Source organism: Methanolapillus africanus (assembly GCF_032714475.1).
Lineage (GTDB): Archaea > Halobacteriota > Methanosarcinia > Methanosarcinales > Methanosarcinaceae > Methanolapillus > Methanolapillus africanus.
The window spans coordinates 16,494-31,783 of sequence record NZ_JAWDKD010000003.1; the positions used below are offsets into that span (position 1 = coordinate 16,494).

A 15,290-nucleotide genomic window follows, 5' to 3' on the forward strand; every position below is an offset into this window, starting at 1 on the left:
ATTAAAAAAAGATGGTTTTTCATTCCGTTGAATGAAAAACCGTTGCCGTTTTTTTGCTGCGTCGCCGCCCGCCCGAAAGCAAACCAGCGCGCTGCTTTTTTTGATCGAATTAGAACTTATATTGTCTCTTGTTGTTGTATTTAATCAACGCGTAAACCACAACTGCCAAAACAACGATCACAACAATAGCGATCAAAATGTACCAAATCCAGGACATGCCGCCGCCGTTGTCGGACGGTGTTTGGTTTGTTTCGTTGGATTGATTGCTTTGGTTGGACTGGTTGGTTTGGTTGCTGTCGTTTTGCGGCTGGGGTGCGGGTGTGCTTGAACCGAGAACGCTGATGGCCGGGTTGCTTGAGCTGGAATTCAATACCACGGTGTAGACGGTGGATTGGTTCACACCGGCGCGGTATCCGGTGTCTTTGGACAGGCTCGGGTATCCGGAAGACGTGTCGAAGACGGCGTCGGCCGTAATTCCGGCTGCGTCCGTGCTTGAAATCGGATATTTGCCGGAGCCTTTGTAGACGCCGACCAAGTTGTTGCCAAGGCTTTGAACGGTGGCGTTTTCTTCGCCGAAGTCCACGCTTCTCGGGTCTTTGTTGCCGACAATCACGTTGTTGCCGATGGCTGCTTGTCCGCGGGAAACGTTAAGGCCGCCGCCGGCGGATTGGTTGGTGCCGTTTCCGTTGGCGGTGTTGTTGGTCAAAACGGTTTTGGTCATGTTGGTGACCCCGTCGTTCCAAGCCGCAACGGCGCCGCCGTAGAGTTTGGCGGTGTTGTTGGTGGCGGTACAGCTTGTGATGGTGGCGGTTCCGACGTTGAAAATGGCGCCGCCGTAACCGGCGCTGTTGTTGTTAAATGTGCAGGTGTCGAGCGTTGCGGTGGAACCGTTGCCGATGTGAACGGCGCCGCCGTCGTCGCCGGCTTTGTTGTTGGAGAAGATGGAGTAACGGAGTGTTGCGTCAGCGCCCGTTCCGAGAGAAACGGCGCCGCCGGATCCGTTGGATTTGAGCGTGTCGAAGATACAGTTTTCAGCGGTCAGGCTGCCGACTGTGTAAATGCTGCCGGAAGACAGGCCGGTGTTGTTGGTGAACGTACAGTATTTGTACGTCATGGCGGTGCCGGACGATCCGTTCACGGTGGTTCCGACGTCGCTCACGCTGTTGTTGGCGAAATTGACGTTAGAGGCGTCAAACCGGCCTTTCATGAGTTGGATGGTGTTGTTTTTGGAAGTGTGCGTGTCCACGTAGCCGCCGGCCATGGTGAGGGTTCCGTTTTTAATCACGAAAGCGCCGCCGTCGGTGATGGCCGAGTTTCTGTAAACGGTGGTGGATGTCATGGTGACGGTGCCGCCGTCCAAGTAAATGGCGCCGCCGTTGGCCGCCCGGTTTCTTTGGATGGAACAAGAGTCCAGCGTCACGTTGGCGTTTCCGGTAATCAGCAGAGCGCCGCCGTTTCCGGTTGTCGTGGATCCGTTTTCAATGTTGATGTTTCTGAAAGCCACGTTGCCGCCGGAGATGTTAAAAACGCCCATTTCCTGGGTGGCCGAACTGTTGCTGCGGCCGATAATCACACGGTCGTTGTTACCGTAAATTGTTAAATCTTTGTTGATTTTGAGTTCGCCGTAAATCATGTTCACGGCCGAGACGTTGCCCGCAAAAGTAATGCTGTCGCCGGAAACCGATTTTTCAACGGCTTGGCGAAGCGTCAAATTGCCTTGGTCAGTGATGTTTGTGTTGTTGGTCGTGTCGCCGGAAGAGGTGACGACCCACTCTTGCGCGCTTGCGGCGCCGACCAGCAGCACCAAAGTCAAGAGAGATAAAATCACAATTTTTGTCATTTTTGAATAATTCATAGACGATCCTTCCTTGAATTGAAATTTTGAATTGATAAATTAAAATCAATTCCTGAATTGATTCAAACTAAAAACCAAATTCAGTCAAATTATTCCAGGCTTTATGAAAACCCGATTAAAGAATAATCCGTTCGAAGATATATAAAATATTTGAGAAATAAAAATTATATCTGTCATATAATAGAAAAACGAAGCAGGGGAACTAAAAATAATATTTAAAAAATAAAAAAATAAGAATAAAAAAGGCACCGAAAAAAAAATTCACCATCATTTTTCGTTGTTGCCAAAAGAAAAATCATCGCCATAACGCGCGCGCCGCCGCCCGCCAAAAAAAGAAAAGAGTCCGGGGAATTACTTCCGCCGGAATGTTCTGTAAATCAATTTGACGATTTCCGACAACACAATCACGCTGGCGGCCGTTGCGAATATTTTAATCCACATGTCGAGCGGCAGCGGGATGGTTCCGAAGAATGCGCCCGCAAACTGAATGATCAGAATCTGCAAGACGAATGTGATGGAAATCACAATCAGCATCAGTTTGTTTTTCGTCAGGTTCTTAAAGATGGTTCCGCCGTTTAATTCGCGGCAGTTGAATGCGTTAAACAGCTGGAACAGGGCGAACAGCGTAAAGAGAACGGTCGGCATTTGTGCGGGCGTCGCCTCCAGGAAATTGGTGGTGTACTGCCACAAAAAGACCGCTGAAATATACAAACCGGTGAGGCCGATCATGATCATCATCTGTTTGGAAATGATGTTGGCGCTGCGTTTCACCGGTTTTTGTTTCATCAAGTCGTCGTGAACCGGCTCCAAACCGAGCGTGAGCGCCGGCGGGCCGTCCATGATGATGTTGATCCATAAGAGCTGCAAGGCTGTAAACGGCGCTTTCAAGCCGATTAAAATGGAAACAAGCACCACGATGACGGACGACACGTTGACCGTGAGCTGAAACGTGATAAAGTGCTTGAAGTTTTCATAAATGCCGCGGCCCCATTCGATGGCGCGGACGATGGTGGAGAATGAATCGTCAAGGAGAACGATGTCGCTGGCTTCTTTGGAGACTTCGGTTCCGGAAATGCCCATGGCGATGCCGACATCCGCGTTTTTGAGCGCGGGCGCGTCGTTAATGCCGTCGCCGGTAACGGCCACAACGTTGCCGGCTTCTTTGAGCAATTTCACCACACGCATTTTGATGGTGGGCGTGCTGCGGGCAATCACGCTGACCGTTTCCAGGCGGCGGGTGAGTTCGTCGTCGGACAGCGTTTCCAAATCCCGGGCTTCGACAGCGGTGTGCCGGTCGTCCAAGACGTGAAGTTCGTTGGCAATCGCGGTCGCAGTAATCAGGTTGTCACCTGTTAGGATTTTTAAATCAACGCCGGCGCGGCGGCAATCTTCGACAGCCGCATAAACGTCCGCGCGCAGCGGATCGGAAATGGCGGCAAATCCGTCAAACGTCATGTTGCTTTCAACAGTTGTTCTGTCAAAATCGGGTTCTTCAGAAAAAACTCGGTGCGCAAAAGCGATGACGCGGCAAGCTTTTTGTTGATACGCTAAAATTTCCGCTTCGATTTTTTCACGTTCCGGCGCCGTGAGGTTGCTGATTTGGATTATTTTTTCGGGGCTGCCTTTCGCATAAGCGACGACGCCTTCCGGCTCGTTCACAATCGTGACCATGTCTTTTTCTTCCGATGAAAACGGGAAGACATGTGCGCAATCCGCGCCGCACCGCGACTCTTTGTAATTTTCGCCGGCTTTTTCAGCGGCGATCAACATGGCGCATTCGGTCGGGTTGCCGATGAACGAACCATTTGAACCAATGTCGGCCGTGCTGTTGACGCAAATGTTTTGCAGAATCCGCGCGTTGGTGATGTCGTTGACGACCGTCATGCGGTTTTCCGTCAAGGTGCCGGTTTTATCGGAACAGATGACGTTGACGCAGCCAACCGTTTCGCAAGCGATCATTTTTTTCACGAGCGCGTTTTGTTTGGATAAATTGATGATGTTGATGGAGAGGGAAACGGCCACGATGGTCGGCAAACCTTCCGGAACGGCCGCCACGATCAAAACGATGCTGGTGACAAACGCGTTCATGACTTCTTCAAAATTAAGACCGCCGTGACGCGAAAATGAAATGATTTGCACCACGAAGACAATTGCTGCCGCCGCCACACCGAATATTGTAATCACTTTGCCGAGACGGCCCAATTTTTCCTGAAGCGGCGTTGTGCCGGTCTCGGTTCCGGAAAGCTCGCCGGCGATTTTTCCAAATTCGGTTTTGTCGCCCACGGCGGTCACAACCATTTTACAAAAACCGCTGGTGATGTACGTGCCGGCATACAGCATGTTGATTCGTTCGGCCACCGGGGTTTTTTCATCCGTCAGAATCGCTTCCGCGTCTTTATTCACCGGCATGCTTTCGCCGGTCAGCGCCGATTCGTCTGCGGTCAGGCCGGAACTTTCAATCAGCCGTCCGTCCGCCGGAATTTTATCGCCGGTCGCCAGCAGCAAAATATCGCCGACGACGATTTCTTTCTGGTTCAGTAAAACGGGATGATTGTCCCGCAAGACTTTGACCATGATGTTTTCGTTGATTTTATTTAACGCTTCAAATGCTTTGGCGCTGCGGCCTTCCATCACGACGGTGATGACGACCGAGAGAAAAATCGCAGCAAAGATGCCGATGCATTCCAAAAAATCGGATTCGCCCGTCGTCAGAGCGCGGTAGATGTTCACGCCAAGCGCAATCGCGCCGGCCGCAATCAACATTAAAATCATCGGCTCGGTCGCCGAATGCCAAATCCTTGAAAACCAAGATTCCGGTTTCGCCCGCGTCAGCGTGTTGGTTCCGTGAGCCGCCGCGCTTTGTTTGACCTGTTCGGCGTTTAATCCCGTTTCCGGGTCGGTTCCCAAACGGCGTAAAATCTCTTCTTTTTCCGTTACGTATTCCGGCAAATTTCCACCTCTGATGCCAAATTTAACAAAAATCCAATCGTATTAAACCCGGTTGGGTTGAATAAAGCCCTCAAATCCTGATTCGTTTTCATATTCATTCCTGTTTTTTAATCGGCCGGCTCCAAAGAGCCGGCCGAATCATTTTCAGAGGCAGGCCTCACCACTTTGGTCCTGAAAGAAAAGAGTAAACGAATTTTGTTTTAAAACAATTTCGCTTGCGATTGACTTAAAAAATATGTATAAAATGCAAAAAAATCATTTAAATCAGATTGATTTAGTCCCTATCGTTCAGCCTTCTATTTATGGGTTGCCGTCGGTTTGAAATTAAATATGATAAATTATGGCAACGGAATGCCGGCTGAGGCATTATCCGTCAATCCATTATTTATCGGATAAGTTTTCAGTCAATCTATTATTTATTTATTTATTTATTTATTATTTATTTGAAAAGATTTCTGCCGCTCAACTGTTTATTTTATTCATTATGAGTGACCGGATTTCTGATTCAATTTTTCTTCGCCTTTTTTTCAACAGCGTCCAAGACTTTTTCAAAATTCGTTTTCCAAACGGATTCTTTCGTCATCCATTCCAGCATTTTGCCGTCTTCCTGCGCTTTTGAAAATTCAGGGTCAAGCGGCAGCTGTGCCAAAACATTGGTGTTGAAATCCGCGGCCGCTTTTGTGATGCCGCCGGTGCTGAATAAAGTAATTGTCTCATCGCAATGCGGGCAAACGATGCCGTCCATGTTGCTGACGATGCCGATCGGCTCGACATTCACTTTTTGAAGGAAGGTAAGCGATTTGCGGACGCTGGCCAAAGCCACATCTTGCGGAATCGTGACGACGACGGCGCCGGACAGATTCTTAATCAGCTGAACGATGCCGAGCGGTTCGTCGCCGGTTCCGGGCGGCAAATCAATAATCAGATAATCCAAATTGCCCCAGTCGACGTCTTCGAAAAATTGGTGAATCGCGCTGTTTTTCGCGGGTCCGCGCCAGATGACCGGCATGTCGTCGTCCGGCAGCAGAAGGCCGATGGAGATGATGCCGAGGTTGACGTTTTCCGCGGGGCGGACCGGGATCATTTTGTTGTTGACGACATTTAATTCCGCGCCTGTGATTCCGAAAACCGTTGGAATGCTCGGACCGTGGAAGTCGCAGTCCGCCAAACCGACATGGTTGCCGCGCAGCGCCAGGCCGGCTGCTAAAGCCGCCGCAACCGTGCTTTTTCCGACGCCGCCTTTTCCGCTCATGACCACAAAAATATTCTTGACAAGGGCGAGATTCTCGCCGAGTTTGTCTTCTATTTCTTTTCCATCGGCGTTCGCCGGTTTTTTGTTAATCACATTGAGCGTGTCGGCCATTCTGTGTCTCCGATTTTTATTTTTGATGATATTATGTTGATGATGTTAAGTTGATGATATTGTGATGATGTTATGTTTGATATTCATGTTAAATTTCCATGATCAGGGATGCGGAGTCGCAATCCGGATATTTGGAACAGTTGACGCAGTCCGCCCAGATTTTCCAGGGCAGCTCGTCTTTTTTGATTTGCGTAAATCCTTTCCGTTCAAAAAACAAGGGGCTGCTGGTCAGAACGAAAAGACGGTTCATGCCGACGGTTTTGGCGTCTTCGATGCAGGCGTCTAAGAGTTCCGTTCCGATGCCTTGACGGGTCCGTCCGCGGACGACGGCAAAGGAAACCACTTCGCCCAAATCCTCCCAATCCGGATGAATCCCGCAGCAACCGATGATATGTCCGTTTTCTTCAAAAACCATGAAGTCGCGGATGGTCGTGTACAAGCTGTCCAGGGACCGCGGAAGCATACACCCTTCCGTTGCATATGAATTGATGAGCGCTTTGATCTCGTAAACGTCGCTCATTTTGGCTTTTCGAATCATTTCATCCACCTGTTCGTTTCCACATTTTATTTCATAAAATTCAAAAGAATCATTTCACAAAATAATAAAAGATAATAATAGATTATGATCAGCGGGCGTGGGAGGATTCGAACCCCCGGCCTGCAGCTTAGGAGGCTGCTGCCATATCCGGACTAGGCCACACGCCCCGGCGAATCATTTCAAAAAGAACTTCCAGATATTAAAATATATTTCCTCTTAAAGGATTTTAATAACGGCCGGAAAAAATTCGCCGGCCGGTGCGAAACGGAATAAATAAACGGACAATACAAATAAATAGGAAGAACTTTTATTGTACACCTATACAATGAAATAGGTTAACAATAAACCGCTTTTTTAAAACGAAATAATAAAAAAATGATTAAAAAAATGATTAAAAAACAAATTTATAAATAATATCTTAAAATTAAAACGAAAGTTAAAAACGGTTCTCATGGGTGAAGAAATGGAAAACTCGACGGAAGATGTTCATCTTAAGATTACAAAAATGGTTTTAGCTGCGCTTTTTGCGGCTTTGATGGCCGTTGGCGCTTATATTTCGATTCCGATCACGCCGCTTTCCATGGTTCCGATTACGCTTCAGACTTTTTTCATTTTCCTCGCGCCGCTTGTTATCGGTAAAAAATGGGGAACAATCAGTGTTTTTGTTTACGTTCTCGTCGGATTAATCGGTTTTCCGGTATTCAGCAACGGCCAGGGCGGTTTCGGCGTTTTGTTCGGACCGACCGGCGGTTACATTTTCTCTTTTGTTTTTGTTGCTTATATGATCGGCTGGATGTATGAAAAATCCAGCAAAAAACCCTTACCTGCTTTCTTAATTGTTTTTTTGGGCTGCCTGATCAATTTGATTTGCGGTTCCGTTTACATGTCTTTTGCCGCGCACATGCCGATGCCGCTGGCTTTCCTCTCCGGATTTTTACCGTTCGTCGTCGGGGGCGCCATCAAAGCGGCGGCAACTGTTTTGGCGGCAACGGCCATTAACAAAAAACTGGAACAGCAACGTGTCAATTCAAATGAAGGTGATCTCTGATGGCGGAATCTGAATTGAAATTCGAATCAGAATCTGAATTGGAAACCGCACCGGAATCTTTGCCGGCGTCCGGCAAAGAAATTGCGATTGAAGCCATTGATTTATCCTTCAAATATCCGGATGGGACAGTCGTTTTGGATCGGATCAATCTTAAAATTTACAAAGGCGATTTTACAATCATTGCCGGGCTGAACGGTTCCGGAAAATCAACATTTGCGCTTCATTTAAACGGCCTCTTAAAACCGACATCCGGAAAACTATTGGTTGACGGACTGGATACGCGCAAACGGCGGAATTCGGCAGCGGTTCATAAAAAAGTCGGCATCGTTTTCCAAAATCCGTACACGCAATTCGTCGGTAATTCTGTTGAGGAAGACGTGGCGTTCGGGCCTGAAAACATGGGCGTTGCACGCGACGAAATAAAAAAACGCGTGTCTGATGCGTTGTCCGCAGTACATCTCATGAATTTATCCGCTCAGGACCCGTCGTCGCTCAGCGGCGGAGAAGCGCAAGCGGCAGCAATCGCCGGTATTTTGGCGATGGAAACCGACTGTGTGGTTTTTGACGAAATCACATCCATGCTGGATCATAAAGCGACCGAACGTGTTTTGAACATCATGGAAGAGCTGAAAAACCAAAAGAAAACGGTTATTTACATCAGCCACGAGCCCAAAGACGTTTTGAAAGCGGACCGGATTATCGTTTTGGATCAGGGAAAAGTGACGTTTGACGGCAAAACCGACGAATATGTCCGTTCCGACAAGTATCCGCTGCCGGATTTAATCGGTCTCATGAAATTGCTGAAAGATGACGGATACGATGTTTCCGAACTGGTTTCTTCTCCGGAAGAAGTGGCGGAAGAAATTAAAAAGCTGCTTGAAAGCAAAAAATGAGTGAATGCGGAACGGAACAGAACAGTCAACCGAATAAAAATCAAAAACGGATTCGACCTTAAATGATGTATAAAAAATATTTATCCTACGAAAGCGGCAAATCCTTTTTCCACAAATTAGATCCGCGGACGAAAATTATCGCGCTGATGGTCATCAGTTTGATCATCTTCAGCGAACGCCTTTTTGTCGGCTTGATTATGATTGCCGTTTTGTTTTTGATTTGCGCGTTTATTTCGCGCGTTTCCGTCCGGAAACTCTTTTTATCTGTCCGTCCGATGCTTTTCTTTATTGTTCTCGTCTTTTTGCTTCACTTTTTATTTACCAACGATCCGTTTGCGGCCAACCGTGTCTTTTTGGACATTCAGCCGGTTACCGTATTGCCGCCGGACCAAGTTTTATACAACGATCCGACGACGCCGTTTGTTGTTTCCGTGAAAGCGGATTCGGCCAACGACTATCATTTCATTTCCCCGAGCGTCTACAGCTTTGTGACCGGTATCGGAACGGCTTTGAAATTCTTGCTGTTGATTCTGTTTGCCGCACTGGTGACGGCGACGACCAAACAATCCGACTTGATTCAAGGCGTCGACAAATTGTTCCGGCCGGTTCTGCCCAAAAGAATCGGGTTCACCTCCCATGATTTGGCGGTGATGGTTTTGCTGACCGTCCGCTTTATTCCGCTTCTCATCGTCACGGGGCGGCAAATCACGACGTCGGCTATCTCGCGCGGTTTTGAAATCAAAAGACATCCGCTCAGGTATACGAAGATTTTAGCCGTCGGCTTGGTTTCGTCGATCATTTTGTTTTCAAGCGACGTGTCGTTTGCCATGGAAAATCGGGGTTATACCGGAAACGAACGGACGTACATGAACGAATTGAAAATGAAAAAGAAAGATTATGCCTTCTTGGTCATCTTTGCGCTTCTTTGTCTGCAATTTATTTTCGTCTTTATTTATTTCCTGTTTCAAAATCCGGGAATGTACCAATACTTCTTTACGCCGAATTTCTGAAATTGGAGAATCAGAGTTGTCAATTAAAGTTTGAAAAGACATTACTGTACTTGGTTTATTTTTGGAACAATATATTTATATATTCAAAAATATATTTATTTTTAAAAATTGACGGAAATCATTTTATAGGACATCGTCATAGTATCTAAAATATACCGTTATCTGTAAACGAAGTATATTTCGGATACTGTTCTGGATCAGTTTGAATGAATCCATTTTAATCACATTCAAATATGATTAATTCAATTCGGTTTCTATTATTTACAAATGATTCATTAAAAGACGCAATCATTTTACGGCGTAACGCCGTGTTTTTGCGTCTTGTTTTTTGATAAAGATTGACAAAATTCAAATACAGGAGTTTAAAAATGCTTCAAATTGAAGGTCTGTATGTGGAAGTGGCCGAGCGTCCCCTGCTCAAAAATGTAAATTTGGCGGTGGAAAAAGGGGACACAACCATTTTATTCGGTCCCAACGGCGCCGGAAAATCCGCGCTTCTCAGCACGATTATGGGATTTTCCAATTACAAAGTGACGGCCGGAAAAATCTATTTCAAAGGAAAAGATATCACGGACGCGCCGGTGAACGAGCGCGCCAAATTGGGTCTCGGGATTATGTCTCAGCGCCCGCCGAATATTGTCGGCGTCAAACTCCGGGAGCTTCTGGAAATTGAAACCGGCAGCAAGACGTTGAATTTGGACCAAATGGCCGAATCCATTGACATGAAGCGGTTTTTGGGGCGCGACATCAACGTCGGCTTTTCCGGCGGCGAAATCAAGCGGTCGGAGCTTTTGCAGCTCAGCGTTCAAAAGCCGGACTTTTATTTGCTGGACGAACCGGAATCGGGCGTCGATCCGGTGAACATGGCGCAGGTCGGCAACACCATTCAAAATATGTTGTGCGGCGGCGACTGCCATGCGAAAAAATCCGCGAAGCGGAGTTCGTCGCTGATTATTACCCACACCGGTGAAATTCTCAATTATGTCGACGCGGACAAAGCGTTTATTTTGTGCAACGGAACCGTGATGTGTTCCGGCAACCCGAACCGTTTGTTGAATGAAATTAAATCCAAAGGATATGAGGAGTGTATCAGATGCAAGCTGACAAATCTTCAATAAAAAAACAAAAGAATGAAGCGGACAGCAAAGAAGAGACTGTTGTTCGCGGTTCTTTGAACAAGGAAGCCATGTATGGTCCTTTTGTGGACATGAAAACGTTTCAAATCCCGGACGATTCGATTCGCGTCGACAAGCTGACGGATTTGGACGACGTGGTCAAAAAATCGCTGGCAAACGTCGGGATTACGGCGGACGGCAAAAACAAAAGCGGCAGCTTTTTGATGTACAACAACAAGGTTTCGCATCACGACACAACGGCCGACGGTTTGGAATTGATGCCGCTGTCTGAAGCTTTCAAAAAGTATGATTGGCTGGAAGAATATTCCTGGAAATTGGTGGATCCGGAAACCGACAAATACACGGCGACCAGTTATTTGGAAGACTCCGACGGTTACTTTATCCGGGTTTTGCCGGGCAAAAAAGTGACGTCGCCGGTGCAGTCTTGTTTGATGATCGGTTCGGAAAAGTCCATGCAGACGGTTCACAACATCATCATTGTGGAAGAGGACGCCGAGCTGGAAGTGATTACGGGCTGTGTGACACACGAGGACATTAAGCGCGCGCTGCACATCGGCGTTTCTGAAATGTACATCAAAAAAGGTGCCAAGCTGACGTTTTCGATGATTCACAACTGGGAAGAAGAGGTTGAAGTCCGCCCGCGCACGGGCATCCGGATTGAAGAAGACGGTCAGCTGATCAACAATTACGTTTGTCTGAAACCGGCCCGTTCAATTCAAACGAACCCGACGGCCCGTTTGGTCGGCGAAGGCGCGAAAGCGTTTTTCAACACGATTGCCGTCGCGCATCCGAATTCCGTTCTCGACATGGGCAGCCGCGTCTTTTTGGACGCGCCGAGAACCAAGACCGAAATTATTTCCAGAACGATTACGTTGGGCGGCGAAATGATTTCCCGCGGCGACATCATCGGCAACGCGACCGGCGTTTACGGCCACTTGGAATGCAACGGTTTGGTTTTGAACGAAAAAGGATCTCAGCGCGCCATTCCGGCGCTTGAAGCCAACGCGATGGACGTTGAAATGACGCACGAAGCCGCCATCGGCCGGATTGCACGTGATCAAGTGGAATATTTGATGTCGCGCGGTCTTGAAGAAAACGAAGCGGTCGGTTTGATTGTCCGCGGATTTTTGAGCGCCGGCATCGAAGGCATCCCGGAAGATTTGAAAGCGGAAATCGCAAATATTGTCAATATGACGAAAGACGCTTCTTAAAGCGTTTTTCTTTTTCTTTTTTTTGTTTTGTTTTTTTGGCGAGCGACACCGCGCGCGTTATCGCGATGGTTTTTCATTTGGCGTCAATCGAAAAGAATGGCTCATTTTTTTGAATCAAGCAAACATGTGATTCCATTTATTTTTTTGAATTATTCAAATCGATGATTCCGTTTTTATTTTTGAATCATGAAAACCGTTCCGTTTCAACAGGCGCATTGCGCCTGTTGAAACGAGTGCTGTGATCGTTGTTACAAACTGAGCAAAGTAACGACTGTATTTTTGGGAACCGAATGTTCAAAACGGTACTCAGAAACAAGTGTATTTTTGGAAACTGTAGGTGCAAAACGGTACCAAGAAAAGAGTGTATTTTTGGAAAACAGAAGGTGCAAATCGGTACCAAGAAAAATGTGTATTTTTGGAAACTGATGATGCAAAACGGTACCAAGAAAAGAGTGTATTTTTGGAAAACAGAAGGTGCAAATCGGTACCAAGAATAATGTGTATTTTTGGAAAACAGAAGGTGCAAAACGGTTCCAAAAAATACAAATTTGAAGCGACCGAAGGGAGCCGTTCGCGAAGCGAACTTACGAAAACAGACTCCCACCGCCCTTTGAAAAATTCCTAGCGAAGCGACGGAATTTTTTGCGACGAAATTTTCTTTTAAACAAATCTCTTTTTGCTGATTTCGGAAACCGCGCGTTCGACGTTGTCGTTCAGACGGTTGATGTTGTTCTCAAGATCGGCTTCGACGGTCATGATGCTGACGCGGATGGATTTGTCCCGCGCTTCCATGCGGGCTTCCAGTTCTTTGAAGCGGTTGTTGATTGACAAAATCATCAGCGACAGAATGCCGACGACGATGAGAAGGCATAACATGATGACCCAGTTGAACGGGTTGTAGACGAATCTTTGGAACCAGGCGTAAGCCATAACGAGTGTGGCAACCTCGATTAAAACAAAGGCAATGATATCTCTTGTTTCCATGGTGTTTTCTCCATCGGGTTTGATGTTGATATTGAATTGTGTGAAATTTAAAAACGAATCCATGAGTTGAATTCAATAATATTATAGGATAACATAAAATAATGAATAAATCCCGCGAAACTATATAAATATTGACTCACATGTTATTTCATGTATTCAATAATTCGATTCTGATTTTTCGATTTTATTTCATTCATTTTGAGTCATTTTAATGGCATAACAATTTGCAATTTATTTTATTTATTACAATTTATTTTAAAAACGATTTCAATTCACAAGGTTGAGGATTTCATTTGGACAAAAAACAATCTTCCGTCTTTTCTATAATCAAAGACGTCATGCCGATGATTTTCATGGGGCTTTTGATTTTAGCCGTTCAGCTCGGTTCTCTTTGGCTGTCGTCCCACGAATACATCACGGAACAGCCGGTTTTTGAAAACCCCGAAAGCGTCGGCAACGCTGTTTATTACATTGTGATTTTGCTGGTGTTTTCCGCGATTGTCGTTTACGCCGTCAAGAAAAACAAAACCGGATTCATTCGCGGCGTTGTTTACCTGTCGATTGCGATTACGTTTTTTTATGTCATCAGTTCCATCATTGCGGAAATGACCGTCCTGACCGGATTGTTGTCGCTCCTTTCCGCCCTCCTCGCTTTGGCGTTGGCCGTCGTTTTGTACAAATATCCGGAATGGTATGTGATTGACATTGCCGGCGTGATTATTTCAATCGGCGCCTGCGCGATCATCGGCGTTTCTCTCTCGATTCTGCCGATTTTTGTCCTCCTTCTGGCGCTTTTAATCTATGATTTCATTTCCGTTTACAAAACCAAACACATGTTGACGCTTGCCGGCGGCATGATGGACATGAAGCTCCCGATTCTCTTTGTCGTTCCGAAATATTTGGGTTATTCTTACATCAAAGACGATTTTTCGGACAAAGACATTCAGAAGGACAGCAAAGACGGTGAGAAAAAAGAAGAGAATGAAGCAGCTGCGGAAAATAACGCTGAAAACAAAGAAGAAATCGAAGACGAAAAGAAAGAACGCGGCGCCCTTTTCATGGGTCTCGGCGACGCCGTCATTCCGACGCTTCTCGTCGTTTCCGCGAATTATTTTATTCCGCACACGGGAATCATTTCAACGCCCGCGCTTTTAACAATGGCCGGCACATTCGTCGGGTATGCGGCGCTTATGTATCTTGTGTCGAAAGGAAACCCGCAGGCCGGGCTTCCGTTTTTGAACACGGGAGCCATGGCGGGATTTTTGATCGGGATTTTTATTTCCGGCATTTCTGTGATGAGTTTTTTGCCGTTTTGAGTTGGAAATGTGTTGGAAATGAGTTGGATGAATTGAAAATTATTTTCAATTCATTTTGATTTGTTTTTTTGGTTTAATTCTTCAATGATGTGTTCAGCTTCTTTGATGGCATTATTTGTTTGTTCAAATATGGGAAGTTTGAAGTTTAACGGTTCTTCATAATCGCTTTCGTTTCTCATAAGTTTTAAAAAATGCAAAGCATCTCCTATTTTATGGAATTCTTCATCTTCTGATTTCTTATAGATGTTTGCGACTTCAATGTGAACATTTTTACTTTTAGAAAACCGGTGACCCATATTTGTTTGCGCATACTTTTTTGCAAAATGAAACGCGGCATAATAAGCTCGGCTGATTGCGCACCGGCAGGCTGATTCAGAACATGTGCATTCCGCTTGGCATGCTTTCTGATTCAACTATTTGGAAATATCTAAATACTCCTCCGTCAGTCCCATTCTTTCACCTCATCACAAAAACATAATCCGAAATCGGGCCGAACTTTTTCTCTGTCCGAAGTTCCAGTTCAAAAATTTCGTCATCCATGGCTGAACGATATTTTTTGACCGGAAATGTAATGTAGATACAGTCGAACTCGTCGCTGTAACACAAAATGATTTTTCCGTTGCGTTCAGATCCGTGCATTCTTTCCAACTCAGACGTAACGTAAAGCAAAACATCACAGACCTTCGGCGTTTTTTTGAATCGGTTTCGTATTTCAACAGCGTCTCTTGCATGATACAATCCGGTTTGTTCCAACTGTTCCAAAATCAAATCGATTTTGGGTGTTCTCCAAAGCTTGAATCGCCGAAACATATTTTCCAAGTTGAATGTTTTTGAGATTTTTGAAACATAAGAAGACATGCGATCACCTCTTTTTCGGGTAACAGGTGAAATTACTTAACAGTATATAATAATTCGGATTTTGACAAAATCGAAACATTTAAATTCTGAATTCAAGGGCTTTTCCGATTTGGAAACAAATATATATTC

13 protein-coding genes and 1 tRNA gene are annotated in these 15,290 nt (G+C 46.0%); 6 read left to right on the plus strand and 8 right to left on the minus strand.

The genetic code is table 11. The features are described 5' to 3' along the window. Positions 1–109: 109 nt before the first annotated feature. The 5 genes from MsAg5_RS00570 to MsAg5_RS00590 all read right to left on the minus strand — a co-directional run bounded on the left by MsAg5_RS00570 (position 110) and on the right by MsAg5_RS00590 (position 6,872). A complete protein-coding gene (locus MsAg5_RS00570) occupies positions 110–1,855 on the minus strand; it encodes a hypothetical protein (protein WP_338098666.1) in 1,746 nt (581 codons plus the stop codon). A gap of 351 nt (positions 1,856–2,206) precedes the next feature. Further along, positions 2,207–4,804, minus strand: coding sequence for a calcium-translocating P-type ATPase, PMCA-type (locus MsAg5_RS00575; RefSeq protein ID WP_338098667.1), 2,598 nt, complete (start codon positions 4,802–4,804; stop codon positions 2,207–2,209). Positions 4,805–5,309: 505 nt separating this feature from the next. Beyond that, entirely contained in the window at positions 5,310–6,167 is an 858-nt protein-coding gene (locus MsAg5_RS00580; RefSeq protein WP_338098668.1) for an Mrp/NBP35 family ATP-binding protein, read from the minus strand. Positions 6,168–6,255: 88 nt separating this feature from the next. Continuing rightward, the gene (locus tag MsAg5_RS00585) at positions 6,256–6,705 is read right to left on the minus strand and encodes an N-acetyltransferase (protein WP_338098669.1); all 450 of its coding nucleotides are present in this window, start codon (positions 6,703–6,705) and stop codon (positions 6,256–6,258) included. A gap of 92 nt (positions 6,706–6,797) precedes the next feature. After that, positions 6,798–6,872, minus strand: a tRNA-Arg gene (locus MsAg5_RS00590). Between the two features lie 284 nt (positions 6,873–7,156). Here MsAg5_RS00590 and MsAg5_RS00595 point away from each other — a divergent pair. The 5 genes from MsAg5_RS00595 (at position 7,157) to MsAg5_RS00615 (ending at position 12,003) form a co-directional block, all read left to right on the plus strand. Next, positions 7,157–7,753 carry a biotin transporter BioY gene (locus tag MsAg5_RS00595; protein ID WP_338098670.1) on the plus strand — a complete coding sequence of 199 codons (597 nt, stop codon included), beginning with the start codon at positions 7,157–7,159 and terminating at the stop codon, positions 7,751–7,753. Continuing rightward, positions 7,753–8,646: an ATP-binding cassette domain-containing protein gene (locus tag MsAg5_RS00600; RefSeq protein ID WP_338098671.1), complete on the plus strand. Its 894-nt coding sequence runs from the start codon at positions 7,753–7,755 to the stop codon at positions 8,644–8,646. The genes MsAg5_RS00595 and MsAg5_RS00600 overlap by 1 nt, the downstream gene beginning before the upstream one ends. A gap of 62 nt (positions 8,647–8,708) precedes the next feature. Then, entirely contained in the window at positions 8,709–9,656 is a 948-nt protein-coding gene (locus tag MsAg5_RS00605) for an energy-coupling factor transporter transmembrane component T family protein (protein WP_338098672.1), read from the plus strand. A gap of 368 nt (positions 9,657–10,024) precedes the next feature. Beyond that, on the plus strand, positions 10,025–10,774 hold the full coding sequence (locus MsAg5_RS00610) for an ABC transporter ATP-binding protein (RefSeq protein ID WP_338098673.1): 750 nt from the start codon (positions 10,025–10,027) through the stop codon (positions 10,772–10,774). Further along, complete coding sequence (locus MsAg5_RS00615; protein ID WP_338098674.1) at positions 10,750–12,003, plus strand: SufB/SufD family protein; 1,254 nt, start codon at positions 10,750–10,752, stop codon at positions 12,001–12,003. Before MsAg5_RS00610 ends, MsAg5_RS00615 begins: the two co-directional genes overlap by 25 nt. A 660-nt stretch (positions 12,004–12,663) precedes the next feature. Here MsAg5_RS00615 and MsAg5_RS00620 read toward each other — a convergent pair. After that, complete coding sequence (locus tag MsAg5_RS00620) at positions 12,664–12,987, minus strand: hypothetical protein (RefSeq protein WP_338098675.1); 324 nt, start codon at positions 12,985–12,987, stop codon at positions 12,664–12,666. 293 nt (positions 12,988–13,280) lie between these two features. On the opposite strand from MsAg5_RS00620, the gene MsAg5_RS00625 reads away from it, so the two are divergent. Then, positions 13,281–14,303 carry a presenilin family intramembrane aspartyl protease PSH gene (locus tag MsAg5_RS00625; RefSeq protein WP_338098676.1) on the plus strand — a complete coding sequence of 341 codons (1,023 nt, stop codon included), beginning with the start codon at positions 13,281–13,283 and terminating at the stop codon, positions 14,301–14,303. A 50-nt stretch (positions 14,304–14,353) separates the two neighbouring features. Here the strand turns inward: MsAg5_RS00625 and MsAg5_RS00630 are convergent, their stop codons facing one another. Further along, positions 14,354–14,716, minus strand: coding sequence for a HEPN domain-containing protein (locus MsAg5_RS00630; RefSeq protein ID WP_338098677.1), 363 nt, complete (start codon positions 14,714–14,716; stop codon positions 14,354–14,356). Between the two features lie 43 nt (positions 14,717–14,759). Continuing rightward, positions 14,760–15,122: a hypothetical protein gene (locus tag MsAg5_RS00635; RefSeq protein WP_338098678.1), complete on the minus strand. Its 363-nt coding sequence runs from the start codon at positions 15,120–15,122 to the stop codon at positions 14,760–14,762. Positions 15,123–15,290 lie beyond the last annotated feature (168 nt).